Annotated in this window: 20 protein-coding genes; 8 read left to right on the top strand and 12 right to left on the bottom strand. The window is 74.5% G+C overall.

Features of this window, described 5'->3' with window-relative positions; translation table 11 throughout:
* Positions 1-57 precede the first annotated feature (57 nt).
* Both ACWDCZ_RS24345 and ACWDCZ_RS24340 read right to left on the bottom strand, forming a co-directional pair.
* Entirely contained in the window at positions 58-330 is a 273-nt protein-coding gene (locus tag ACWDCZ_RS24345) for an RICIN domain-containing protein (protein WP_449816950.1), read from the bottom strand.
* Positions 331-684: 354 nt separating this feature from the next.
* Positions 685-1,338, bottom strand: a complete 654-nt coding sequence (locus tag ACWDCZ_RS24340; RefSeq protein ID WP_049649252.1) for a hypothetical protein — start codon at positions 1,336-1,338, stop codon at positions 685-687.
* Positions 1,339-1,652: 314 nt separating this feature from the next.
* Here ACWDCZ_RS24340 and ACWDCZ_RS24335 point away from each other — a divergent pair, with 314 nt between their 5' ends.
* Positions 1,653-4,550: an AfsR/SARP family transcriptional regulator gene (locus ACWDCZ_RS24335; protein WP_449816949.1), complete on the top strand. Its 2,898-nt coding sequence runs from the start codon at positions 1,653-1,655 to the stop codon at positions 4,548-4,550.
* Positions 4,551-4,682: 132 nt separating this feature from the next.
* Here the strand turns inward: ACWDCZ_RS24335 and ACWDCZ_RS24330 are convergent, their stop codons facing one another.
* The 4 genes from ACWDCZ_RS24330 to ACWDCZ_RS24315 form a co-directional block, all read right to left on the bottom strand.
* Positions 4,683-4,955 carry a hypothetical protein gene (locus tag ACWDCZ_RS24330; RefSeq protein WP_449816948.1) on the bottom strand — a complete coding sequence of 91 codons (273 nt, stop codon included), beginning with the start codon at positions 4,953-4,955 and terminating at the stop codon, positions 4,683-4,685.
* Between the two features lie 208 nt (positions 4,956-5,163).
* A complete protein-coding gene (locus ACWDCZ_RS24325) occupies positions 5,164-5,673 on the bottom strand; it encodes a hypothetical protein (protein WP_449816947.1) in 510 nt (169 codons plus the stop codon).
* Positions 5,674-6,127: 454 nt separating this feature from the next.
* On the bottom strand, positions 6,128-6,991 hold the full coding sequence (locus ACWDCZ_RS24320) for a serine hydrolase (protein WP_049649268.1): 864 nt from the start codon (positions 6,989-6,991) through the stop codon (positions 6,128-6,130).
* 101 nt (positions 6,992-7,092) lie between these two features.
* Entirely contained in the window at positions 7,093-8,043 is a 951-nt protein-coding gene (locus ACWDCZ_RS24315; protein WP_375876100.1) for a LysR family transcriptional regulator, read from the bottom strand.
* A 165-nt stretch (positions 8,044-8,208) separates the two neighbouring features.
* On the opposite strand from ACWDCZ_RS24315, the gene bla reads away from it, so the two are divergent.
* The 3 genes from bla (at position 8,209) to ACWDCZ_RS24300 (ending at position 10,992) form a co-directional block, all read left to right on the top strand.
* On the top strand, positions 8,209-9,168 hold the full coding sequence (gene bla / locus ACWDCZ_RS24310) for a class A beta-lactamase (protein WP_449816946.1): 960 nt from the start codon (positions 8,209-8,211) through the stop codon (positions 9,166-9,168).
* Positions 9,169-9,250: 82 nt separating this feature from the next.
* Positions 9,251-10,330 (top strand): MBL fold metallo-hydrolase, encoded by a 1,080-nt coding sequence (locus ACWDCZ_RS24305; protein ID WP_449816945.1) that lies wholly within the window; start codon positions 9,251-9,253, stop codon positions 10,328-10,330.
* Between the two features lie 167 nt (positions 10,331-10,497).
* Positions 10,498-10,992: an HAD domain-containing protein gene (locus tag ACWDCZ_RS24300; RefSeq protein WP_449816944.1), complete on the top strand. Its 495-nt coding sequence runs from the start codon at positions 10,498-10,500 to the stop codon at positions 10,990-10,992.
* Between the two features lie 418 nt (positions 10,993-11,410).
* Here the strand turns inward: ACWDCZ_RS24300 and ACWDCZ_RS24295 are convergent, their stop codons facing one another.
* Positions 11,411-12,565, bottom strand: coding sequence for a DUF6183 family protein (locus tag ACWDCZ_RS24295; RefSeq protein WP_449816943.1), 1,155 nt, complete (start codon positions 12,563-12,565; stop codon positions 11,411-11,413).
* 330 nt (positions 12,566-12,895) lie between these two features.
* Here ACWDCZ_RS24295 and ACWDCZ_RS24290 point away from each other — a divergent pair, with 330 nt between their 5' ends.
* From ACWDCZ_RS24290 to ACWDCZ_RS24275, 4 genes are read left to right on the top strand one after another with little or no spacing between them, the layout of a single operon-like run.
* Positions 12,896-13,879, top strand: a complete 984-nt coding sequence (locus tag ACWDCZ_RS24290; protein WP_449816942.1) for an ABC transporter permease — start codon at positions 12,896-12,898, stop codon at positions 13,877-13,879.
* A gap of 22 nt (positions 13,880-13,901) precedes the next feature.
* Positions 13,902-14,849, top strand: coding sequence for an ABC transporter permease (locus ACWDCZ_RS24285; RefSeq protein WP_449816951.1), 948 nt, complete (start codon positions 13,902-13,904; stop codon positions 14,847-14,849).
* The gene (locus ACWDCZ_RS24280) at positions 14,846-16,972 is read left to right on the top strand and encodes a dipeptide ABC transporter ATP-binding protein (protein WP_449816941.1); all 2,127 of its coding nucleotides are present in this window, start codon (positions 14,846-14,848) and stop codon (positions 16,970-16,972) included. Before ACWDCZ_RS24285 ends, ACWDCZ_RS24280 begins: the two co-directional genes overlap by 4 nt.
* 51 nt (positions 16,973-17,023) lie before the next feature.
* Positions 17,024-18,721, top strand: a complete 1,698-nt coding sequence (locus ACWDCZ_RS24275) for an ABC transporter family substrate-binding protein (protein ID WP_388048406.1) — start codon at positions 17,024-17,026, stop codon at positions 18,719-18,721.
* Positions 18,722-18,835: 114 nt separating this feature from the next.
* On the opposite strand, the gene ACWDCZ_RS24270 is transcribed toward ACWDCZ_RS24275, so the two are convergent.
* From ACWDCZ_RS24270 to ACWDCZ_RS24250, 5 genes are read right to left on the bottom strand one after another with little or no spacing between them, the layout of a single operon-like run.
* On the bottom strand, positions 18,836-21,163 hold the full coding sequence (locus ACWDCZ_RS24270; protein ID WP_449816940.1) for a Helicase associated domain protein: 2,328 nt from the start codon (positions 21,161-21,163) through the stop codon (positions 18,836-18,838).
* 50 nt (positions 21,164-21,213) lie between these two features.
* Positions 21,214-21,510: a hypothetical protein gene (locus tag ACWDCZ_RS24265; protein ID WP_449812296.1), complete on the bottom strand. Its 297-nt coding sequence runs from the start codon at positions 21,508-21,510 to the stop codon at positions 21,214-21,216.
* Positions 21,507-22,214 (bottom strand): hypothetical protein, encoded by a 708-nt coding sequence (locus ACWDCZ_RS24260; protein WP_049649264.1) that lies wholly within the window; start codon positions 22,212-22,214, stop codon positions 21,507-21,509. Before ACWDCZ_RS24260 ends, ACWDCZ_RS24265 begins: the two co-directional genes overlap by 4 nt.
* Positions 22,211-24,373 carry a hypothetical protein gene (locus ACWDCZ_RS24255; protein WP_449816939.1) on the bottom strand — a complete coding sequence of 721 codons (2,163 nt, stop codon included), beginning with the start codon at positions 24,371-24,373 and terminating at the stop codon, positions 22,211-22,213. Before ACWDCZ_RS24255 ends, ACWDCZ_RS24260 begins: the two co-directional genes overlap by 4 nt.
* Entirely contained in the window at positions 24,373-24,849 is a 477-nt protein-coding gene (locus tag ACWDCZ_RS24250) for a hypothetical protein (protein WP_449816938.1), read from the bottom strand. Before ACWDCZ_RS24250 ends, ACWDCZ_RS24255 begins: the two co-directional genes overlap by 1 nt.
* Between the last annotated feature and the right edge of the window lie 172 nt (positions 24,850-25,021).

Here is a 25,021-nt window from a genome sequence, read left to right as displayed (position 1 = left end):
CCCCTCCCTCCCCGGGGGCCGCCCGCCGGCCGGTGTTCGGGCCGGCGGGCGGGGGGGTCACGGGTTCAGCTGCTGCAGGGTGAAGGCCGTCGCCCGGTAGGAGTACTGGGCCACGATGGAGTTGGCGTTGGCGGCCTCCGCGACCGCGAGCCAGTTGCCGGAGTGCTGCAGCTTGAGGACGAAGGCGCCGGAGGCCGGGTCCACGGTCTTCCAGAACTTCTGGTTGGGGCCGATGTCGCCCGAGCAGTCGAACACGCTGATCCAGGAGGCGTCCACGCTCCCGCTGTTGTAGCTGCCGATGCAGTCGCCGTTCTGCCGGTTGCGCAGCACGTAGCTGCTGGTGTCCTCGGGGGGCGCCCGGCCACCGGCACAGGCCCCACTGCTGGTTGCGCTGGCCGTTCCAGGGGTACTGGATGAGCGCTCCGTCGAAGAAGGTGCCGCCCTGGCTCATGTCGAGGACCTGCCCGGCCGGGGTGTTGATCCGGTAGTACCCCGAGCAGCTCCAGCCGTTCCAGTCGGACCAGCCGAACTTCGGCGGGGTGTCGGCGGACGCGGGAGCGGCGAGCAGCGTGCCGCCGGCCAGCGCGGCCAGGATGCCGGCGCCGAGCGTGCGCAGGGCGCCCGTCGTCCGGCGCCGTAGCGGGTTCGTCATGGGTTCCTCCGTCGTGGTGTGGGGTGGGCGGGTCAGCAGGAGAGCCGGATCTGGGCGGTGCGGCGCAGGGTGCCGGCCGGTTCGGTCTGGGCGCAGTTGACGCTGCCGATCTCCGGCAGCTCGTAGGTGGTGAAGCTCCCTCCGCCGCCGTCCGGGAAGGCGTTGATCCACACGCCGGTGGTCGGGCCGGTCTGGGCGCAGACGAACTTGGCGTACTCGCCCTGGACCCGGCGGGTGCCGCGGTAGAGGCCGTAGTAGCCGGGCTGGTTGAGGTTCCAGGTGGTCGAGACGGTGGTGCTGGTGGTGGTCGAGGTGGTCTTCTGGACGGAGAAGCCGACCTTGGCCTCGATCTTGACGAAGAGCACGCTCGCCGAGGCGCTGATCTCGGTGCTGCGGTTGACGACGGTGGTGACGGAGTCCACCCGGCTCAGGGTCTCGGTGCGCTGGCCGGTGGTTCCCGGGGCGACGTAGACGGCGAGGAAGTCGGTGACGACGGGGTCGACCTGGAGGGACGTCACGTCCAGCCAGGTCTGGTCCACGGCGGGGTTGCAGTTCGTCGTCGGCGGGCGGGTGCCGGCGTGGGCGGTGCCGGCCCCGATGCCCCCGATCTCCAGCAGGGTCATGATGATCGTGGCGGCGGCCGCGGCCGTCGCCGTCCGTCGGCGGGGCCGGTGGACGAGGGTCATCTGTTCTCCTCCGTGCTCTGGTGGATGGGCCGCACCCCTGCGGCCGGAACCGTGCCGGTGCGGGTGCGGGTGCGGGCGGTGGGGCGGTCCGTCGTGGGGGATGCCGTCCGGCCCGGTGACGATCCTGCGCAAGGCCGTCATGAATTCCTCACGACCCCATCACGCCGCGGGAGGGCGCCCCGGAGCGCGGCGCCGCGTCCAGGGCGCCATGGACACGCCGCCGCGCCCGGGCGAGGATGGCCCTGCCGCACCCGTCACTGGGGCTCGGGGCGCAGGACGACGCACGGCACCGTTCGATCGTCGGAGGCCATGGGGTGGAGTTCAGGATCCTGGGAGCACTGGAGGTGCGGGCCCGGGACTCCGGCCCGCTCGCCGTCGGCGGCCGGCTCCAACAGGCGCTCCTGGCCGTGCTGGTGGCCCACGTCGGCCGGACGGTGTCCGTGCCCCGGATCGTCGACGCGGTGTGGGACGAGTGCCCGCCCGCCACCGCCGACCGCCAGGTCCGGAACATGGTCGGGCTGCTGCGCCGCGCGCTCTCGCCCGGCCCGCGGCGCCCTTCACCGATCCGTACCGACGGGCCGGGCTACCTCCTCGCCGCGGACGGGGTCCGCGTCGACGCGCGGGAGTTCACCGCCCGGGTCGACGCCGCCGCCCGTGCGGGTGCCGACGGCGCGCCCCTGCTGCGCGAGGCCCTGGACCTGTGGCGCGGCCCCGCCCTGGACGGCCTGCCGGGCCGCGCCCTCGCCACCATCGCCGCGGGCCTGGAGGAGCAGCGGATGGCCGCCCTGGAGCGGCTCTTCGAGCTGGAACTGGCGGCCGGCCGGCACGAGCGGATCGTCCCGGAGCTCATCGGCCTGGTCGGGGCCACTCCCCTGCGCGACGGCCTGGTGCGGCACCTGCTGACGGCCCTGCTCCGCAGCGGGCGCCGGGCGGAGGGCCTGGCCGCGTACCGGCGGTATGCGGCCGACCTCGCGCGGGAGCTGGGCCTCGACCCTTCGCCCGAACTCCGCTGCCTCCAGCAGGAGTTGCTGGGCTCCGGCGCGCCGAACCCGGCCCCGCCCCGCGAGCCCGCCGCATCGAGGCGGCCGGCCGCCGCGGTACAGCGGCCCCTGCCGCGTCCCGCCCAACTCCCCTGGGAGTCACCCGCCTTCGTCGGCCGCGAGGCTCAGCTTCGCGCCATCGGACGCCACCTGGTCGGCCCCGGGGGGCCGGGCGGCCGTGCCCCGGCCCCCGGGGCCATCGCGCTCGTCACCGGTGCCCCCGGGGCCGGCAAGTCGGCCCTGGCGCTGCGCTGGGCCCACCGCACCCGGGACCGCTTCCCCGACGGCCAGCTCTTCACCGACCTGCACGGCTGGTCGTCCACCGGCCCGCAGCACCCCCACGCCGTCCTGGGCTCCTTCCTGCGCGCCCTGGGCGTGCCGGCCGAGGACGTCCCCGCCCGGCTCGACGAGACGGCGGCGCTCTACCGGTCCACGCTGGCCGGCCGGCGGGTCCTGATCGTCCTGGACAACGCCCTGGACGCCGCGCAGGTCCGTCCGCTGCTGCCCGGCGCCGGGGGCTGCGCGGTCCTCGTGACCAGCCGTGAGCGGCTCACCGGCCTCGTCGTACGGGAGGGCGCCCAGCGGATCGAGCTGGCGGAGTTCAGCCCGGACGAGGGCCGCGCCCTGGTGCGCCGGGTGCTCGGGGCCGAACGCGTCGAGGCCCGGGAGCAGGCCGTCGCCCGGCTGCTCGACGCCTGCGGCCACCTCCCGCTGGCCGTCGCGCTCGCCGCCGCCCGGCTGCGCGACCGCCCGCACCACGACCTCACGGACTTCGCCGCCGAACTCGCCGGCAACCGGCTCGACGTCCTCAGCGCGGACGGCGACGACCGGTCCGCCTGCCTGCGCACGGCCTTCTCCTTCTCCTACCGCGCGCTCGACGAGCCCGCCCGACGCCTGCTGGGGCTGCTCGCGACGAGCCCCGCCGTCGACCTGTCGGCGCCGGTCGCCGAGGTGCTCGGCGGCCTGGAGCGCGGAACCGGCGCGCGGGTCCTGCGCCGGCTGGCCGACGTCCACCTCCTCACCGAGCACCGCGCCGACACCTACCGCTTCCACGACCTGCTGCGCCTGTTCGCCGCCGAGCAGGGCACGCGGCAGGAGAGCCGACGCTCCCGCCGCCTCTGCCTGGAGCGCTGGTACGCGTGGTGCCTCCACCACGCCTGTGCCGCCACCCGGACGCTGGTGCCGGGGCGGCCCCACGTGGCGCTGCCACCGCCGCCCCGGGGCCTGGGCATCGTCACCTTCGCCGACCCCGCCCAGGCGCTGCGGTGGTGCGACGAGCAGCGGGCCAACCTCCTGGCCACCGCCGCCCACGCCTTCGAGCACGAGGACGACGACGTCGCCTGGAAGCTCCCCTCACTGCTGTGGCCCTACCTGCACCGGACCGGGCCGCACGCGGAACGCCTGGCCGTGAGCCGGACCGCGGTGGCCGCCGCCCGCCGGCTCGACGATCCGCTCGCCCTGGGCCTCAGCCTGAACGACCAGGGGCACGCCTGGGGCTCCGCGGGCGACCTGCCGCAGGCCCGCCGGCACTACGAGCAGGCCCTGGGGCTCGTCCGCGCGGCCGGCGACCGGGCCGTCGAGGCACTGGTGCTGGCCAGCCTGGGGGTCTCGCACTTCAACTGCGCGGACTACGCCGGGGCGGCCGACCACTTCGAACGCGCCCTGCGCCTGCTGGCCGCGGACGGTCCGGGCGCCGCCCGGTGGACGGTCCTGCTGTGCGAGACCAACCTCGCCAGCAGCCTCCTGATGCTCGGCCGGGCCGAGGAGGCGCAGGCCCTGGCCGAGCGGCTGCTCGCACCGGAGATCCGCCGGCTGGGCGGCGTCCCGGAGTGCAGCCTCCTGAACGTCGTCGGCATGGCCCGCTATGCCGCCGGCCGCCCCGAGGAGGCGCTGGTCCACCTGGAGCGCTCGCTGGCCGTCGGCCGGACCATCACCGGATACGTCGACCAGCGCGCCAACTCCCTGACCGCCCTGGCCGCCGCCCAGCAGGCGCTCGGCCGCGACGCCGACGCCCTGCGCTCCTGGGAGGAGGCCCTCGCCATCTACCGCGAACTGCCCGCCCACTACCGCGACGCGGCGGTCGGCCTGCTGACCTCCCTCGGCTTCACCCCGCCGACACCGCCGACACCGTCGTCCCCGGGGCACGAGCACGCCGTCCTGCCTGGCCCCTGACGACGCTGAACGTTCACGGCCTGTCCGGAGCACCGGACAGGCCGTGAACGGAAGGACGGTCGACCAGGCGACGGCGCCGGGCCGGGGCGAAGGCCGCGGGAACGGCGCCGACCGGCAGTCCGTCCGGGTTGCTCACCGGTTCGCGGTGGGTGACCCCTTGCCCGACGCGACGTCGTTGCCGGAGATGCCGATGCCGGAGACGCCGCCGGCGGCCCCGTTCTCGGTGGGCGACTCCTTGCCCGGCGCGACGTTGCCGAAGATGCCGACACCGGAGACGGGGTGGGAGCCGGTGGCGGCGAAGGCCGGGGCGGCCGTCGCGGCGCCGCCCGCGACCAGTGCCGCGGTGAGCGCGACCGCCGGGGCGAGGCGACGGGCCTGGTTCAGGACACGGTTGTTCTTGCGCATGCGAATTCCCCCTGGATTTCCGCTCCGGCACGCGGGCGAGACCGCGTCCGGGCAGCACGAAGTACACCTGGTGACTGAGTGATGCGTCGGCGGCCGGTTCCGGTTTCCGGCCGCTCACTCATCAGACGTGCGGGGGGCACGGAGGTTGCAGGTGGGCCTGGATTTTTTTTCGGCCCGCGAAACCCCGTGGGGACGCCGGCCGGCGGCGTCAAACCCGCCCGCCGGGGACGGGGGCGAGGCGGCCGAGCATCGCGATCACGGTGATCCGCGTCCTGCTGTCGTTCGTCGCCGCGCAGTGGGCGTCGACGCCCCGCTCGTCCGGTGCCTCGTTCGGCTCGGCCAGTCCCAGCCGGATCAGGTCGACGGTGTACTCGTGGCACCGGGAGTAGTCCGCGGCGGCGCTCACCGCTTCGGCATGGTCGATGCGACCGGGATCCGCGGCGCGCAGCAGCGCCGGGGTGGGCGGCGGGCCCAGCGTCTCCCCGATCCACCCCGAGACGGCCTCCCGGGGGCAGCCGCGCTCCAGCTTCGAGGTGGTCGCGGCGGAGAGCGCCAGGTGGATGAGGAGCGTCCCGAACCAGGCGGTGACCTCGGCCGGGGGCGTGTCCGTGCCCGCCGGCGGCATCACGGCCTGGTACAGCGCGGCCGGGTCGTCGGCGTGCGCGGCGGCGACGACCGCCTTCATCGCGCTGTCGAGGGCGGCCCTGTCGATGGTCATGTCAGCGGTTCTCCCCATGGTCGGCGGCCGTCAACGTAGCGCTCCGGCACGGTGCGTGGCCGGTGAAGGGGCGGATTTTCCCCGGTACGCGTGAGGAGGGGGTCGACCGGATTGACGGCTGTCGGCTGTCGGCTGTCACGCGATTCCCCGTGGGCCGCGGTTTCGTGGCGGCGTGATTCCCGACCCTGGTGGTCACGAGTCCCCCCGGGGGGACGGTGACCGGCACCAGGCGCACGCGGTGGCGGCACCCGTGGCTGTGGGCCGTCGCCTTCCTCCTGCCCGTCGTGCCGTTGGCGGCGCGGCCCTCGGGCCCGGGTCGGGACGCCCTTCGGCGCACGGGCCGTCAGGCGACCGCCGACGGGTGCGCGATGGCGGAGGCCGGGACGCGGGTGGCGCGGCAGCGGTGCCGCAGGGGCCTGCGGCGAAGCCACTGCCCTGGCCGGTGGGGCGCCGGTCAGTGCGCCCGGCCGGCTGCCGCCTGGGCCCGGAGGGCGTCGACGGCGAGGCGGGCGGCGGTGCCGATGGCGGCGTCGGCGGCGGGCAGGGTGATGGTGGTGGCGGCGGCGCGGGTGAAGACGGCGAGGGCGTAGCGGCCGCCGTCGGGGTATTCGACGACGCCGACCTCGTGGCGCAGCGTGGGGAGGGTGCCGGTCTTGCCGTGGACGCGGACGTCGTCGTAGGGGAAGCCGGAGGCCAGGCGGTGGGGCCAGACCTGGAGGCCGAGGAGGCGTCGCAGGGCGGTGCCGTGGTCGCCGGGGCAGGCGTCGCCGTGCCAGAGGGCGGCGAGCAGGGTGGTCATGTCGCGGGGGGTGCTGTGGTTGGTGAAGGCGGGGTCGAGGACTCTGAGGCGGGCGACGACGGCGGGGTCGACCGGGGAGTCGGGGCCGGTGTCCTCGGCGAGGGCGGCGATGAGGTCGCGGAGTTTGTGGACGGCGACGGTGCGGGTGAGGCCGAGGTCGGCCATGGTGCGGTTGACGGTGTCGAGGCCGATCCGGTCCCACAGGGTGTCGGCGGCGGTGTTGTCGCTGACGGCGGCGGTGAGGTAGGCGAGGTCGCGCAGGGAGAGGCGGGCGTCGTCGAGCATGGCGCCGAGGCCGGTGGACCCGGGGGTGCGGCCGGCGGCGGGGACGTCGACCTGCCGGGTGAGGTCGATCCGTCCGGCGGCGGCCTCGCGGTAGAGCGTCACGAGCAGGCAGAGCTTGTGGACGCTGGCGGTGGAGACGGCGGTGTCGGCGCCGAGGCCGATCTCGGCGCCGGTGTCGAGGTCGCGTGCGTGGAGTCGGCCGGTGACGCCGGCGTCGGCGAAGGCCGCGGCGATGCGGGTGCGCGCGGCGCGGCCGTGCGGGGTCCGGTCGGCGGCCGGGCGGTCGGCGTGCGGGTGCTCGGCGGCCGGGTGGTCGGCTGTGGTGCGGTCGCTGGTCACAGCGGGAACTCCATTGCGGGCCGGGGGTAGAGCGGGGGGCGGTGGGGCGGCTGGGGCAGCAGGCCGCCGGGTCCGGTCAGCGCCTCATGGGCGGCCTGGGCGAACAGCCGGACGGCGGGCCCGCCCCGCCCGGTCGGCCAGGCCGTGGAGGTCCGCCAGGCCAGCGGGGTGCCGGTGAGCGGACGCCAGACTGTACCCGGTGGGGGTGTGGTGCGCGGCACCAGGGCGATGGCGCTGCCGGTGAGCACGAGCGCCCCCGCGACGTCCGGTCCCGGCGGGTCGACGACGGCTTCAGGGGTGCAGCCGTGCCTGGTCAGCGTGGTGAGGACCTCGTCGTACAGGGCCGGGGCGGTGGCGCGCGGGAAGAGGACCAGGCGCAGGCCGGTCAGGTCGGCCACCGCGAGCTCCGGGCGGTCGGCGTGCGGGCCGCCGGCGGCGAGCAGGGCGCCGAGCGGCTGGTGCAGGACGGGGCCGAAGGCCAGTCCGTCGGCCGGGCAGGGGTGGCGGACGACGGCGACGTCGACGGTGTGCTGGGCGAGTTCGCGCACCACGGCCGCGACGGGCAGTTCCCGCAGTTCGAGCCGGGTGCCCGGGGAGGCGGTCTCGAAGCCGGTGAGCAGCGCGGCGAGGGTGGCCGGCCCGAGTTCGGGCGGGACGGCCGCGCGCAGGGTGCCGGCCCGTCCGCTGCGCAGGTCGGCGGCGGTGGCGAGGAGGCGGGCGGCGCTGTCCAGGGTCTCCTCGGCCTCGGCGAGCAGCAGCCGGCCCGCCGGGGTGAGGTCGACGCCGCGCGGGCCGCGGTCGAACAGGGTCACGCCGAGTTCGCGTTCGAGGCGCTGGATCCGCTGGGAGAGCGAGGGCTGGGCGATCCGCAGACGCTCGGCGGCGCGGCCGAAGTGCCGTTCCTCGGCGACGGCGCGGAAGTGGCGGAGGTGCCCCAGCAGGTCCATGGCCAGTAATCATAGGCGTTTTCTTATCGCTCACTTCACGATTGCGGTCTTGGACTGGGAGGTCCGCGGCCTGTTTAGCTGAGCGTGATCGCGCGGATCGCGGCGGTGTGGACCACCCCCGCGGGGCGCGACCGTGATGACACGAACCACCTGGGGAGACCACTGATGACGCCCGACCTCCGCCGTACCGGCACCCGTACCCGTACCCGCGTCGCGCTGCCCGCGGTGGCCCTGCTCGTGGCCGCGCTGGTCGGCGGGTGCGGCCGGGCGGACGGCGCCTCGACGGCGGCGGCCACCGGCGCGACTGCGGCGACGACAGCGGCGGGGGCGGCCTCCGCCGCCGCGGCGGACGCGGCCTTCGCGGAACTCGAGCAGCGGTTCGGCGCCCGGCTCGGCGTGTACGCGGTGGACACCGGCAGCGGCCGGGAGGTCGTCCACCGGACCGACGAGCGGTTCGCGTTCGCGTCCACGATCAAGTCGCTCGCCGCCGGGGCCCTGCTGCGCAAGGCCTCCGACGCGGACCTGGACAAGGTCGTCCCCTACCGCCAGGAGGACGTGCTGGCGTGGGCACCGATCACCTCGCAGCACGTGGCGACCGGCATGAAGCTGCGTGACCTGGCCGCCGCCGCCATCCAGTACAGCGACAACACCGCGGCCAACCTCGTCTTCGCCGAACTCGGCGGCCCGGCGGCCGTCCAGCAGTCCCTGCGCGACCTGGGCGACTCGACCACCAGCGTCGACCGCACCGAACCCACCCTCAACGAGGCGACCCCGGGCGACACCCGCGACACCAGCACGCCGCGCGTCCTCGCCGCCGACCTGCGCCGCTACGTGCTCGGCGACGTCCTCCCGGAAGGCCGGCGCGGGCTGCTGACGGACTGGCTGGTCGGCAACACGACCGGCGGCCCGTACATCCGCGCGGGGGTGCCCGCCGACTGGCGGATCGGCGACAAGACCGGCAACGCGGGCTACGGCACCCGCAACGACGTCGCCGTGGCGTGGCCGTCGGGCGGGCGCGCCCCGATCGTCATCGTCGTCCTGACCGACCGCGGCAAGGCCGACGCCACCTCCGACGACGCCCTGATCGCCCAGGCGACGAAGACCGTCGTCAGCGCCCTCGGCTGACGACCGTATCCGCATCCGTCCCGAAGGAGCATCCCCTCCCGAAGGAGCGCCCCTTCCCGACCGACCAGGAGCCCCGACCGCGATGATCCGACCCACCCGCCGGGCCGACACGGACGCCGACTTCACCCGGCGCCGTCTCGCCCAGCTCGCCGTCCTCGGCCTCGCCGCCGGGGCCGCGCCGGCCGCCCTTCCGGGCACGGCCTCGGCCGCCGCCCCCTCCTCGGTGAAGGCGTCGTCCGCCGGCCGCGCGCACTACGACCGCGCCCGCCGCCTCGCCGCCGACGACCCCGTGCTGCGGGCCCTGGTGACGGCGCTGACACCCGGCTCCGTCCTTCCCCCGCTGCCCGCGCCCGCGCCCGTCAAGCTGTTCGACAACCTGGTGCTGCTGAGCGCGGGCTGGGTCTCGGCGATGGCGGTGCTGACGGACGACGGCATCGTGCTGATCGACGCGCTCACCTCACCCGCCGATGCCGAGGGCGTCGTCGTCCCCGGGCTGCGGGCGGTCGGCGCCGACCCGGCGGCGATCCGGCACATCGTCGTGACCCACGGCCACGCGGACCACTTCGGCGGCGCCCAGACCCTCGCCGACCGCTGCGGCGCCCGCGTGCACATGTCCCCGGCCGACTGGGACCTCCTCGCCCGCACCCGTCCCGCCGACGCCCCCGTCCGCGACCTCGACATCGCGGACGGCGCACAGCTCACCCTCGGCGGCACGACGATCGAGCTGCACCACACCCCGGGCCACACCCCCGGCACCGTGTCCCCGGTCATCCCGGTCCGGGCGGGCGGCCGGTACCACAGCGCGATGCTGTGGGGCGGCCTCAACCCGCCCTCGACGGTGGCGGAACTGCGCACCCTCCTCGCCTCCGTCCACTCCTTCCGGGCCGTCATGCGCCGGACGAACGTGGAGGTCGAGCTCTCCAACCACCCGAACGACCACGGCCTCGAACGAGCCGAACAGCTGCGGCACCAACCGCCCGGCGCCGCGAACCCCTTCCTCCTCGGCGGCCCCCGCACGCAGCGGTACATGGCGGTCATGGACGCGATGGTGCGCGGCCGCATCGCCGACGCGGAGGCTGCGGAAGCGGCGGGGGCGGGAACCGGGGCACGTGGAGCCCGGACCGTGGCGGCGCCGCACGCCTGCCGCGGGATTCGGGCATGAAGCCGGAGCTTGTCGTCTGCGTGGTGTCCGAGGCAGACGCCGCTCCTCCAGGTCGGGTGGACAAGGCCGCACCACCCCGCACATGTACAGGTGGTGGATCGTTTCCCGCGTTCGCGGCGGTCGCTTCCCGTTGTGGCGGGGGTCCTACGGCGGCAGGATGAGTCGTCGTGACTGCCGACCTGCCATTGTTGCTTCTGGACGTCGACGGGGTGCTGAACCCGTTCGCCGCGGCGGTGTGCCCGGCGGATTACCAGGGGTACGGGTTCTTCCCCGATGAGGAGCCGGTGCGTCTGAACCGGGTCCACGGGCGGTGGCTGAACGGACTTGCCGAGCACTTCGAGATCGTCTGGGCGACGGGTTGGGAAGAGGAAGCGAACGAGATCCTCGCGCCGTTCCTGGGGCTGGAACGGTTGCCGGTCGTCTTCTTCCCACCCAAGCCGTTCGAACCGTGTGAGAAGGTGCCGGCGGTGGCGGCCTTCGTCGGAGAACGGGCAGCGGCCTGGGTGGACGATGCGCTGACACCGCAGGCCCGGGCCTGGGCCGACGGCCGCGCGGCCGCGACCTTGCTGGTCGACACCGATCCGTGCGTGGGCCTGACCTGGAGTGCGGTCGAGCAGTTGTCGCGGTGGTCGATGGACCTGAGGCGGCCGAAGGCTGAGTGACCGTCGGTGCCCGAGACCGCGAGGCGCTCCGATGCCGCTCCGCCGACCGGGACGTCACCCTGATCAAGCGGGCCACCGCCCCGGCCACCTCCGAGGCCCTGCGGCAGTACACCGGCATCGAGGGCCTGCCGGACCAGCGCGTCACCGGCTACCCGCTGGTCGACCCCACCGCCGCCGACCAGGCCGAGGCCCGGGCCACCGGCCTCCTCACCCGCTACGTGCTGCCCAGCGCCACCCTGTTCACCGCCCTGGTCGCCTGGCTGGTCACCGGCCTGGCACTGCGGCCGGTGGACCGGCGCCGCACCCGCCCTGCGGTCCGAGGAGGGGTGCACCGACGTTCGTCCGGTGGATCCCCGAACTCGGCCGGGGGGGGAGGCCGGGTTGCGGTCGCGGGGCTGGCGGCCGGGGTGGCGCGTGGTCAGTCGGTGTCGGTGGCGGCCAGGACCGCGAGGTGTCGGCCGTCGGGGTGCAGGGCGGCGAGGGCGAGGTCCCAGGCGACGTTGTGGAACCAGGGGGCGGACGCGGTGCCGAGGCGGAGCCAGGTGGTCTGGCGCACGCGGTCGGCGGTCCGGGTGATCGGCGCGTCGGCGGGGGTGCCGGTCAGGGCGGCCAGGGAGCGCCAGGCGGCGAGTCTGCCGTAGGCGCCGTAGTTGCCGTGGCCGTAGGCCGGTGCGCGCAGGGCGGCGGTGAGCAGGGTCCGCAGGGCGAGGTCGGGGTCGGAGGGGTGGAGCCGGGCCGGGGTCTGGCCGGGCGGCCAGGGGGTGAGTGGCAGGAGCGCGAGGAGTGCCGGGAGGTCTTCGGGGGTGACCGGGTCGGGCAGCCAGAACTCCTGGGCGGCGAGCTTGCCGTTGGACTGGGCGAGCCAGTGGGCGACGGCCGCGCCCATGGCCTCCGTCGTGGCGGGTACGCCGGTCTCGGTCGGTTCGGCCGCGGCCGCCCGCTGCCGCGTCGCCGGCGTGGTCTCCAGCGCGTCGCCCGGCTCCGGCCACACGGCCGGGACCGTCCAGGTCCAGTCGTCGGCGGCTCCCGCGGGGCGCCGCAGCCCGTGCTCCTCGGGCAGCAGGGCCAGCGGCAGTACGGCGAGCGGGTGGCCCTCGGCCAGGAGGGTGTCGGCGAAGGCGCGCAGCGCGGGGTAGCCGTTGACCGCGTCCGAGACGAGCACCGTCTCGTGGAGCAGGCAGGCCGCGAACTCGCGCGCGTCCGCGGTCTCGGGTGCCCGGTCGAAGACCTCGTCGGCGATGTCCTCGATGCGGTGCCCGTGGGCGACGACCGCGGCCAGGTAGCGCGGGGAGACGCCGGGGTGCGGCGAGTCCAGCACGCGCACCAGGGCGCGCAGGCTCTGCGGCCCCGGGCGGGCGGCCAGGGCGTTCAGTGTCCAGTACAGGGCCGCGGCACAGTGCCCCTGAAGGTCCCGTCCGGCGGCGGTGCGGGCGGCGAGTTCCGCCGCGAGGCCGCCGGCCCAGTCGAACTCGCCGGTGGCGACCCGCGATTCGACCTCGGCGCGCAGCACGGAGACGTCCGCGTCGTCGGCCTCGCACAGGGCGTCCACCGTGCGGGTGATGTCCTTGTCCATGGCGTGATTGTTTCCCGGCGGCGGGTGGTCCGCCGCCGGCGGCGCGCCCGCCGACGCTCGGCGTCGGCGCGGACCGGTGGCCGCCGCGGCCCCTGCGACCTGCGGATTCGACGAATTGTGACGCGAACGCGTCCATGTGCTGCGGGCGCGTTTCGTGTTCGTGTCCACTTGCCCTGGTCCCTGGTGCCGGGTGTCGCTCGCACACAGACTGGCCTCTGCACGGTCGTGCAACCACCCCTTGGATCGAGGAAGTTCCACCCGCATGCCCAACTCCCCCAGACCCGGCGCTCCCCGGCCGTACCCGTCGCATCCGGTGGGGAGGTGGCGTCCGTGCTCCGGTACGTGACCCGCAGGGCCGCGGGCTGGTTCCTGGTGATCGCCGTGGCCACCAACGCCACCTACTTCCTGGCCAGTTGGTTCCTCGACCCGCGTTCGAACTTCAAGGAGCTGCGCCCGGTCCGCACCGAGGAGCAGATCTCCCGGGCCCTGGCCCCGTACAACCTGGACCCGCACGAGCCGCTGCTGCACCGCTGGTGGGACTGGCTGACCGGGGTGCTCCTGCGCTTCGACTGGGGCCGTTCCCCGGTCGGGGTGCGGGTGAACGGGGAGATCGGCTACCGCTCCCTGGTCAGCGCCGAGCTGGTGACCGGTGCGACGGTCCTGTCGGTCGTCGTCGGTGTGGCGCTCGCGGTGCACACCGCCTCGCGCCAGTACGGCTGGCGGGACCGGGCCGCCCAGGCCCTGTCCATGGCGCTGTTCAACGTCCCGGTGTCGATCGCCGCCCTCGCGCTGGTGCTGCTGGCCATCCGGCTGAACGAGCAGGCGGGTTGGCACTTCCTGTACGTCGCGGGCGAGAACTCGCCCGGCGTGGAGGGGTTCTGGGCGACGGTCGGCGACCGGCTGCTGCACCTGGTGCTGCCGACGATCACCCTGACCCTGACGGGGTACGTGGGCTACCACCTCACCCAGCGCTCGCTGCTGCTGGACGTCATCGGCTCCGACTTCGTGCGCACCGCCCGGGCCACCGGGCTGACCCGCGCCCAGGCGATCCGCCGGCACGCCCTGCGCACCGCGCTGATCCCCACCGCCCAGTCCGTGGCCTTCGGCATCCCGGCGGTGTTCACGGGCGCGGTGCTCACGGAGACGATCTTCGGTTGGAACGGCATGGGCCAGTACTTCATCCAGACCATCAGCAAGAACGACGTGCACGGCACCGTGGCGACCGCCGCGTTCGCCGCCGCCCTGACGGCGGTCGGCGCGATCCTCGCGGACATCGCCACCGTCCTCCTCGACCCGAGGGTGCGGGTGAGCTGAGATGAGCACCCCTGTGACCCCCGTGAGTCCCGATGTGACCCCTGTGGGTCCCGACGCGGCCGCCGAAGGTGTCCTGGCCGCCGAGCACGACAAGCACGACGGCCGCTACCTGGGCCGGCGCCGCCTCTACCTGCGCCGCTTCCTGCGCAACCGGACCGCCGTCGCCGGCGTGGTGATCTTCCTGCTGCTCGTGCTGTTCAGCGCGCTCGGCGGCCTGTTCACCCCGTACGGCTTCGCGGACACCGACTTCTCCGCCCTCACCCAGGCCCCGAGCGCCGAGCACTGGTTCGGCACCAACCAGGGCGGCAACGACGTCTACGCCGCCGCCGTGCACGGCCTCCAGCGCTCGCTGGTGATCGCGGTGACCGTGTCCCTGCTGACCGTCGCCCTCGCCGCGGTCGTGGGCGCGGGCGCCGCCTACGTCGGGGGCCGGGTGGAGAAGGCGACCCTCGCCCTCATCCACTTCCTGCTGGTCGTGCCGTCCTTCCTCGTCCTCGCCCTGGTCTCGCACCGGCTGGCGGGCGACTGGCGGGTCCTCATCCTCGTCCTGACGGTGTTCGGCTGGATGTCCACCGCCCGCGTGGTCTGGTCGGTGTCGACGTCCCTGCGCGAGCGCGACTACGTGCGCGCCGCGGAGTACATGGGCGTGCGCCCCCTGCGCATCGTGCTGCGCCACATCATCCCCAACCTGGGCTCCCTGCTCATCGTCAACCTCACCCTGGGCGTGGTCTCCACCGTGCTCAGCGAGACCGCCCTGTCCTTCCTCGGCTTCGGCGTCCAGACCCCCGACGTGTCGCTGGCCACGATGCTCGCCGACGGCGCGGGCACCATCACCAGCGCCCCCTGGCTCTTCGCCTTCCCCGCCGGGCTGACCGTCCTGCTCACCGTCTCGATGACCTTCGTCGGCGACGGCCTGCGCGACGCCCTCGACCCCACGTCCACCACCGGCGCGGCAGGAGCCCGACGATGACCCTCGCACCCGCCCCCCGCACCGGGCCCGCGACCGGCCCCGCCGGGCCCGCACCCGTCCTGTCCGTACGCGGCCTGAGCGTCTCCTTCCCCTCCGAGGCCGGGCCGGTGGAGGCCGTGCGCGGCGTCGACTTCGACCTGCTGCCCGGGCGCACCCTGGGCATCGTCGGCGAGTCCGGCTCCGGCAAGTCCGCCACCGCCCTCGCCGTCATGGGCCTGCTGCCGCCCACCGCGCGGATCGGCGGCCGGATCCTGCTGGGCGGCCGCGACCTGGCGGCGATGGACGACAAGGAGCTCTCCCGGGTCCGCGGCAAGGACATCGGCATGGTCTTCCAGGACCCGATGTCCGCGCTCACGCCCATCTTCACCGTCGGCCGGCTGCTCTCCGAGGCCCTGCGCGTGCACCGGGAGCTGTCCCGGAAGGACGCCTGGGAGCAGGCGGTGGAACTGCTCGACCTGGTCGGCATCCCCGACCCGCGCGAACGCGCCAAGTCCTTCCCGCACGAGTTCTCCGGCGGCATGCGCCAACGCGTCGTCATCGCCCTGGCCATCGCCAACAGGCCCTCGGTGCTCGTCGCCGACGAGCCCACCACGGCGCTGGACGTCACCGTCCAGGCGCAGATCCTCGACGTGCTGCGCCTGGCCCAGCGCGAGACCGGCGCCGGCCTCGTCCTGATCACCCACGACCTGGGCGTGGTGGCCGGCCACGCCGACGACGTCGCCGTCATGTACGCCGGGCGGATCGTCGAGCACGCGGGCGTCGACGAGCTCTTCCGCCGTCCCACGATGCCCTACACCGCCCGCCTGCTGGCCAGCGTCCCGACCGTGGACAGCGGTGTCCCGCGGCCCCTGGTCCCGGTCGGCGGGGAGCCGCCGTCCCTGGTCGCCCTGCCCGGCGGCTGCCCCTTCGCACCCCGCTGCGCGGTGGCCGTGGACGTGTGCCGGACCACCGAACCAGGCCTGGCCGCACCGGACTTGACCTCAGCGGACCTGAACGCACCGGCGCCGGCCGGGCGGCCCGGCCGCGCCGCCTGCCACCGCGCCCGGGAGATCGCCGACGGCAGCCTCGACCCGGTCGGGGCGGCCCCGCCCGTGCCGACGGCCGGCCCCGCCGAGCGGACCGCCGGCGAGGTGGTCCTGCGCGTCGAGGACCTGGTCAAGACGTTCCCCGTCACCAAGGGCGCCCTGCTCAAGCGCCGGGTGGGCACCCTGCACGCGGTCAGCCACGTCGGCTTCGAACTGCGCGCGGGCGAAACCCTGGCCCTGGTCGGGGAGTCCGGCAGCGGCAAGACCACCACGCTGCGCGAGGTGCTGCGGCTGCGCGCCCCCGAGGGCGGCCGCATCGAGGTGGCCGGCACCGACGTCGCCACGCTGCGCTCGGCCGCCGAGGTGCGCGAGCTGCGGCGCCACGTGCAGATCGTCCTCCAGGACCCGACGGACGCCCTGGACCCCCGGCTGACCGTCTTCGACCTGCTGGCCGAACCGCTCCAGGCCGCCGGCGCCGACCGCACCGCCGTCCGCACCCGGGTCACCGAACTCCTGGACCTGGTGGGCCTGGACCGCGCCATGGGCGACCGCTTCCCCGCCGCCCTGTCCGGCGGCCAGCGCCAGCGCGTCGGCATCGCCCGCGCCCTGGCCCGCGAGCCGAGGCTGCTGGTCCTGGACGAGCCGCTGTCCGCCCTGGACGTCTCCGTGCAGGCCGAGATCATCAACCTGCTCGCCCGGCTGAAGCGCGAACTGGGCCTGGCCTACCTCGTGGTGGCGCACGACCTGGCCGTGGTGCGCTACTTCTCCGACCGCGTCGCGGTGATGTACCTCGGACACGTCGTCGAGTCCGGCGCCACCGAGGAGATCTTCGCCCGGCCCCGGCACCCGTACACCCGGGCCCTGCTGTCGGCCGTCCCGGTACCCGACCCGGAGCGCGAGCGCCACCGCGAGCGCATCGTCCTCGCGGGCGAGCAGCCCAGCGCCGCCCGGCTGCCGCAGGGCTGCGTGTTCGTCGACCGCTGCCCGCTCCACCGGGAGGCCGACGAGGCCGTACGCACGCGCTGCCGCACCGAGCGGCCGGCGACCGTCGGCGCCCCGGACGGCTCCGACCACCGGTACGCCTGCCACGCGGTCTGACCCCCGCCCCCCGCTCTTCCCCGTCTCACCGAATCCCACCAAGGACACCCCATGCGTCGGAAGCTCGCCCTGCCCCTCGCGCTCGCCGCGGCCGTCTCGGTCGCCGCCACCGCCTGCTCCTCCTCGTCCCCCTCCGGCGGATCCACCGGCGCCTCCCCCGGGCAGGACGCCAAGAACGCCGCCAAGGTCGCGTCCTCCGTCACCGACTACAACCCCCAGCCGTACGAGAACATCAAGGACGGCGGCACCTACACCACCGCGGGGACCTTCGACGAGCAGGGCAACCCGTTCAACGTCAACGGCACCCTGAACGCGCTGCGGGTCTGGTCCTGGTACAACGCCGACGCCATCACCTACTCGCCCACCGGCGAGGTCCAGTACAACCCGGACTACTACAGCGACGTGAAGGTCTCCGTCGAGGGCGGCGACCAGAAGGTCGTCATCACCCTCAACCCCAAGGCCGTGTTCAACGACGGCACCCCGATCGACTGGCGGGCCATCGAGGCCACCTGGAAGGCCAACAACGGCTCCGACAAGGAGTACGCGGCCTCCTCCACCGACGGCTACGACCGCATCACCTCCGTCACCCGGGGCGCGGACGACAAGCAGGCGGTCATCGCCTTCAAGGGCGTCAACGCCTCCTGGTCCGCGCTGTTCACCACCTTCCTGCACCCCCAGGCCGCCACCGTCGACAACTTCAACAAGGCGTACGTCAAGACCGCCCACCCCGAATGGGGCACCGGGCCGTACACCGTGGGCACCTGGGACGACCACTCCGGCAACATCACCTTCGTGCGCAACCCCACCTGGTGGGGCCGGCCGGGCAAGCTCGACAAGCGCGTCTACGTCAACCTGGAGAGCGCCGCCTCGATCAACGCCTTCAAGAACGGCGAACTCGACTACGCCCCCGTCGGGACGGCGGAGAACCTCAAGCAGGTGAAGACGGTCAAGGACGCCGAGATCCGCAGCGGCGGCAGCCCCTTCGAGTACTCGCTGTACCTCAACACCAAGTCCCCGCTGCTCGGCGACGTCCAGGTCCGCAAGGCCGTGCAGGAGAGCATCGACCGCGCCCAGATAGCGAAGATCCGGTTCCAGGGCCTCGACTACACCGAGCCGCTGCCCGGCTCGTCGGTGCTCTACAGCTTCCAGCAGGGCTACCGCGACAACGTCGCCTCCGTGCTGAAGTACGACCCGGAGCAGGCGCGCAGGACCCTGGACGCGGCCGGCTGGCAGCCCGGGGCCGACGGCATCCGCGCCAAGGACGGCAAGCAGCTCGCGATCGGCTACACCCTGCTCGGCGACGGCCCCATCGAGAAGGCCACCGCCAGTGCGTTCACCGCGATGCTCAAGGCCGTCGGCGTGAAGGTGGACGTCAACAAGGTCTCCGAGAACGACTTCTCCAAGGTCCTCAGCGACCGCCGCTTCGACCTGTTCATCTCCGGCAACCGCTCGACGGACCCCTTCGGCGCCCGGTACCTGTGCGACTTCTACTGCTCCGACCGCGACTCCAACATCACCGGAGCCGGCACCCCCGAACTGGACAAGGAGATCCGCGCCACCGGAGAGATCGCCGACCTCGGCCAGCAGATCGCGGCCGTCAACGAGGTCGAGCAGAAGGCCCTCCAGCAGTACTCCCTGCTGCCGCTCTACAGCGGCCCCTCCACCTACGGCATCCGCAAGGGCCTCGCCAACGTCGGCGCCGCCATCTTCTACAGCCCGCTGCCCGAGACCGTCGGCTGGCAGAAGTAGCGGCACCGCCGGCGCCCGGGACGGTCGGCTCTCCGGACCGTCGGGGGACGCACGGCGCACGTCGGACGTGCGCTCGCCGAAGGACGGCTCCGCGGGCCGCCCTTCGGCGGAGCATCACCCGGTCCGGCCGCCGGTGGCGGTCCCGGCGTGCCGGTGGAGGGCGTCCAGGAGCGTGATCTGACGGTTAGTCAGTTTGCCGTCGGTGCGGGCCTTGTCCTGTTTGCGCAGCCAGGTGCCGGGGCGGAAGGCCGGGTCGGCCTCGCCGCCGGTGCGGTTCACCGGGCCGTCGAGGGCTCCGCCGGCGGCGAGGTAGGCGAGCAGGCGGCGGTAGGAGCGGTTCCAGTCCGGCTCCAGGCGCCACAGCTCGTCCAGCGCGTCCAGCTTCGCCGCCTGGTCGCCGGTGAGGTTGTCGGCCTTGCGCTGGCGGCGCATCCACGCGCCCACCGCGTAGTCGTCCAGCTTCGCGGTGGCGGGGATGGCGAGGTGGCCGTGCCGGCGGTGGAACGCGGCGGCGTACGCGGCGCCGCGTACCCAGGCGTTGGCGTTCTTCGACCAGATCATGCCGAGCGCGTCCAGCTCACTGACCCGGGCGGCATCGAGCAGGCCCTGGCCGTGGAGGTGGCGCTGGCGGGCGAGCCAGGAGATCAGCTCGGCGTGCCTCGTCCTGTCGACGGGGTCGAGGTGGCCGTGCCCGGTGTGGAACCCGGCGGCGACGGCGTGCATCCGCTGCCACTCGGCCGCGCGCGGGTTGAACGCGCGCAGCTTGACGGTCTGGAGGATGCGCGCGGCGTGCCGACGGGCGTCGACCTTCAACCACTCGACCGGCGACTCCACCGGCGCCACCGGCTGCCGATCGCCCTCGGCCGGCTTGGCCGCGGTGGTGTGCGCGGCGGGCTGCGAGCGGTGGGCGCGCAGCTCGGTGATCCGGCCGACCACCCGGGCGTCGTGCGCCACGAGAGCGCGCAGGACCCGCCAGATCGTACGGAAGCTGGAGGCCTCGATCTCGGTGTCGGCCTCCGCCTTCACGGCCTCGCTGGCGTCGTGGACCTCGGACGGGTGCGCGGTGGCGGTGTCGTCGCCGGCCTGAGACGTCGGCAGGTAGACCGGGATGACGATCCACGAGACCTTGCCCTGCCGGTAGGACTGGCGCAGGGCGCGGCCGACAGCCTGGACGATGTCGATGACCGAGCTCTTGGGGTCGGCGAAGCAGACGGCGTCCACCGCGGCGACGTCGATGCCCTCGGTCAGCAACCGGCTGTTGCAGAGGATGCCGCACTCCTCGCCGTCCTCGCCGGTGTGGGCCTTGAAGTCGGCGAACGCGGCCCGGCGGTCGCGGAGGCGGTCGGTGCCGGCGACCGCCTTCGCCCAGATCCGCTCCGGGCGCTCCGCGTCCTCCAGCAGCCGGGAGGCGTCCGGCAGGGTGTCCGCGAACTCCCGTGCCGCGCTGACCCGGGAGTGGAAGGTGATGACGCGGCGCAGGTCGAGGTCGGCGACGGCGCGCAGCACGGCGATCTGCAGGGCCAGCCGCAGCAGTTCCTCGTTGGAGCGCTGGGTGCGCAGGTCGGCGACGGCGGGGAGGCGGAGCAGTTCGCGCAGGTCCTCGTCGGTGACGACGGGGACCAGGACGCGGTAGTCGGCGAGGTAGCCGTGCTCGATGCCCTGGCCGAGGGTCCAGGTGAAGACGGTCCGGCCGTAGATGCTCTCGTCGTCCATGGAGCAGAGCGCGGGCAGCGCCTGGCCGTCGGCTTCGGCGAGGTCGGCCAGGCCGTCCTTCGCGCGCCGGTCGTCGGCGATGCGCGGGGTCGCGGTGAAGTAGAGCCGCCGGGTGGCGGGGACCTGGGCGTCGTCGTGGACGGCCGCCCACGCCTTGCTCTCGGCGCCGGCGGTCCGGTGCGCCTCGTCGATGACGACCAGGTCCCAGGCGGGCAGGCCGAACTCGCGGTGGGCCTGGACGATCCGCTCCAGCGAGGCGTAGGTCGCGTACACGGTGACCGGCTGGTCGTCGGGGGCGCCGGCGACCAGGTCGGCGATCCGCGGGGCCTGGGTGGTCACCCGGGCGTGGACGCGGCCGCCGGCCTCCGCGCTCTCCAGCGCCTCCTCCCGTGAACAGGCCGCCACCGCCAGGCCGCGGCGTCCGCCTCGCAGGGACCAGGCCTCGGCGGTCTGCTCCAGCAGCTCGATCGTCGGCACCAGCACCAGCACCCGCCCCCGAGCGGCCAGGCGCCGGGCGCAGCCGGCGGCGATCAGGGTCTTCCCGGAGCCGGTCGCCGCGACGACCGTCGCGCGGCCGCCGTCCTTCACCTCGCGCACGGCGGCGGCAACGGCGTCCTTCTGGAACCCGTGCAGCGGCAGCGGGTTCGCCACGGCGATACCGAGCGGCCGCGCCGGGAGCGGCGGCCCGGTCGGCGCGTCCTGCTCGGCGGTAGCGGTGGTGCTCTCCACGACGCGGGTGTCTCCTTCGCGTACTGGGTGCCGGGTGCTGGGGGGAGGGGTCAGTGCTCGTCGGGGTAGGCGTAGCGGTGGAGGGCGTCGATCAGGCCTTCGACCAGGTCGCCGAACGGCGTGGTCCGCCAGTCGCCGTCGAAGCCGCCCTCGGCCAGGAGGATGTCGGCGAGTCGGTCGGTCAGCTCCTGGGCGTCCTCCTCGCTCGGCGGGGTGGCCGGGTCGAGGGCCACGCCGCGGGCCTCGGCGGCGCGGCGCAGCACGGTGAGCTTCTCGTCGGAGCCGGCGAACCATGTGGGGCGGTGGGGGTCCGGTGCGGTGTGCCGGTCCGGATGTCCTGCGCTCACCGGTTCTCCCCGGGGATCCAGCCGCGGACTTCGAGGTACTGGATGTCGGCGTCGGCGATGGCGCGGCCGGTCTCCACCAGCCACGTCTTCATGGCCTCGGTGACGTCGCCGTGGTGGTCGGCGACGCGCCGGGACCACTCGGCGGCGTCGAAGCCCCCGGTGCCGGCGGAGCCGTAGGTGCGCTCCTCGGTGCCGTCCGCGCGGGGGACGAACCCGCGCCGGATGCCGCCGGAGTCCTGCTCCGAGCCCGCGCTGTAGACGTACTGGTCGGCCTTCATCCGGACGGTGAAGGCGAGGCGGCCGCCGGCCCGGCCGGTCTCGTGCACCACGGGTGCGAGGTGGCCGGCGCCGGACCTGATGGCCTGTCTCCCGGCGCGGCCGGCCATCGACCCGCCGGCCTCGCCGACGGTGTCCTTGCCCCGGACCCGGGCCTTCTGTCCGGTCCTGGTGCGGCGGCGGCTGGTGTTCGCCTCCGCGATCCCGGACAGCGTCTCCTCGTCGCGCTCGCCGCCGCGGACCGCCCGGACCAGCTGGCGCAGCGCGCCGACCATGCTCGCGCCCTTGCCCTTGGTGAAGAACTGGGAGACGAGCGAGGCGTCGCGGCCGAGCATCGTGGCGACCTGGCGCTTGGTGTAGCCGTGGTCGATGAGCTGCTGGGTCAGCCGCGCGGCCTCGTTGGGCTGGTTCGGGTCGGCCGGGCTCACCGGGTCTCCTCTGCGGCGAGTTCGGCGCGGCCCAGGCCGCGCAGCTTCAGGTACTGCTCCTGGCTGGTGGGGTGCTCGACGGGGCCGGTGAGGTGGCCCTTGAGGAGGTAGTCGCCGGGCTCGCCGCGGTAGGGCCAGGGCTGGCGCTCGGTCAGGGCGATGCCGTCGGTGCCGAAGTAGACGACGGTGCCGGGCTTGGCGTGCAGCGCCCCGGCGTACCCGACGATCTGCTTGCCGTCGCGGTACTTCATGTCCAGCAGCGCCGCCCGGGCCCCGGACCACACGTAGGCGGCCCACTCGGGGTGGGCGTACGGGTCGCGGGAGAAGCCGGCCTGCCGCTGCCAGGTCACCACCTGGTCGTCCTGGCCGAGGATCTCGACCCCGGCGGGCAGGGTCTCGCCGACCGGGGTGGTGCCGGAGACCAGGCGCGGGCGCTGGGCGAAGCCCCCGAGGCCGAACAGCAGCACCGCGCGGACGGCGCGGGAGGCGAGGTAGGCGGCGGTGCGCTGGCGGTCGTCGCCGTGCATGCGGGAGAGGTTGGTCAGGTCCGCCCACGCCGACTTGAGGCGCTTGCCCCACTCGTCGAGCGGCTTGCCGTCCTCCCAGAGCAGGCCGCCGAGGACCTCGACCTTCCACGGCATCAGGTGGTTCGACAGCGCCAGGTGGACCTCGGCGCCGCCCGCCCAGGTGGTGAACGTGGTGCCGGGCTCGGACGGGTAGACCCAGGCGCGATCACCGGTCACCGGCGCGGGCAGCAGGCCGACGTGGTTCCAGCCCTGCGGGACGGTCACCTTGACGTTCCAGTGCGAGCAGGACATCAGCGCCTTGACCTGCTCGGCCTCCGTCATCGCGGCGAACGCGGCGGCGGTGATCCGGCGCGGGGTGCCGACCGGCGACTTCCACAGGTGCTTGGCGTAGGCGAAGGTGCGGTCGTACTCCACCAGGGCGGGCAGCTGCTCCGGCACGCGCGGGGGCAGGACCAGCTCGGTGCGGCCCTGGCCGCCGGTGGCGTGCAGCAGGCCGCGCAGCTCCTCGGACAGGACCGGGTAGCCGCCGGCCCACTTGCCGGTGGTGGGGACGGTGCGCGACCACAGGTCCCGGCCGGTCTGCGACGGCGAGCCCATGAGGACGGCGTCGTCCCAGTGGCGGCGCAGCGCCTGCCACAGCAGGGTGAACGCCTGACGGCAGGTGACGACGTCGGCGCCGTCCGGGTCGAACCACTCCCCCATGGAGCGGATCTCGGTGGTACCGCTGTCCGGGGCCGCGGTGGGGGCGTAGCGGCCGACGGGCTGGCGCTGGTGGACGAAGTGGCCGGCGAGCTTGTCGCGGCCGGAGCCGACGGCGGTGGTCCACCGCTCGGACGGGGTGTTCAGCCAGGCGGCGACGGCGTCCTTGAGGGTGGAGTAGCGCTCGGCGCCGTCGTGCCAGGGGGCGCCGGCGGTGATGTAGACGCGCTCGGTGCCGGGCGCGGTCGCCAGGACGGCGTCCAGGATCTCCCCGGGGGTGCGGGCGCCGAGGTCGACCCGGACGACCTGGTCGCGGACCGCGAGCATCCCGGCGGCCGCGTCCAGGAACACCGTGGAGCGGGCCTGCTGCGTGAAGTTCGGGCGCTTGGAGAGCAGGCCGGTCGTCACGGCCTCGAACCGGGCGCCCGCCGGGCCCTCGGGGAGGGTGGGCAGCTCGCGCGGGCCGGCCTCGGCCACCGGACGTACCGAGGCCGCTGGGACGACCGGCGCGGCGACGGCCGGGGTCGGCTGCTCGACCGGGGCCGGCTGCTCGAGTACGGCGGCGGGGCGGGTCAGCGCCGGGGCGACGGCGGCGGGTGGCTCGGCAACCGGCGCCGGATCTGCCACTTCCTCCGCTTCCGCCACTGCCGCGACGGGCACCGGGGCGGGCGCGGCGGCGCGGACGGCGGCCGGGGTCGGGTCCAGCAGCGGGGCGATCCGCACGACGTCGCCGACCGACAGGCCCGCGGCCTTCGCGATGGCGTCGGCCTTCGCGCCCTCGTACCCCGCCAGCCCGGCCACCCGTCGCGAACGCTGGGCGGCGAGCCTGTCCAACTCCTTCCGCGCGGCCGCGACCTGCTTCTCGGCGGCCGCGATCCCGGCGCGCAGCTCGCGCAGACCGGCGAGCTCGGCGGTGTACGTCTTGCGGTCCATCAGGCGCCGCCTTCCGCGGTGACGGTCGCGGTGGCGAGCGCCGCCGTCTCCCGGTCGATGCGGGCCAGGGCGGCCTTGAAGACGGGGACCAGGTCCTCGTTCATGACGTAGCCCGTCGTGCGCTGGTAGGAGGGGTTCTCGGGGTCGTACTGGGCCTCGACGGGCTGCGGCATCCCGACGGGCCAACGCTTCTTGGCGGCACCCCGGTTGACGGCCTTGGTGATCGCACCGGACCGACCGCGCAGGGACTCCGACCCGTCGGGGCCGCGCAGGTGGTCGGAGGCGACCCAGCCCTCGCCTTCGGCGGCGAGGCGGATGATCTGCACGGCGGTGGCCGGCAGGTCCCGCAGGAGTTGCGCGGCCCTGGTGACGGTCCACTGCGCGTCCTGGAGCACCGGCGCCGCCCCGTGCCTGCCCAGCAGCGCGAAGAGCTCACGCGCCAAGTCCTCGGACACGCCCTCCAGGACGAGTCTCATGTGAACCCCCTCATAGTCCCATGGTGTCGGCTAACTCCACATAGGGTAGCGCTGGGGTGCTTCCCGGCAGCGGGCGACCGGGCAGGTGGCCGCCGGCGAGCCGAGCCGGCCCGGCGAGATCGTGGAAGCGCGGGAAGCGGGGCCCGGGACGGTCTCGCCGCTGACCGTCTCG

This window comes from Kitasatospora sp. NPDC001225, from assembly GCF_053597855.1.
Note: the sequence above shows the minus strand (reverse complement) of the source record. Positions and strands in the feature narration are given on the sequence as shown.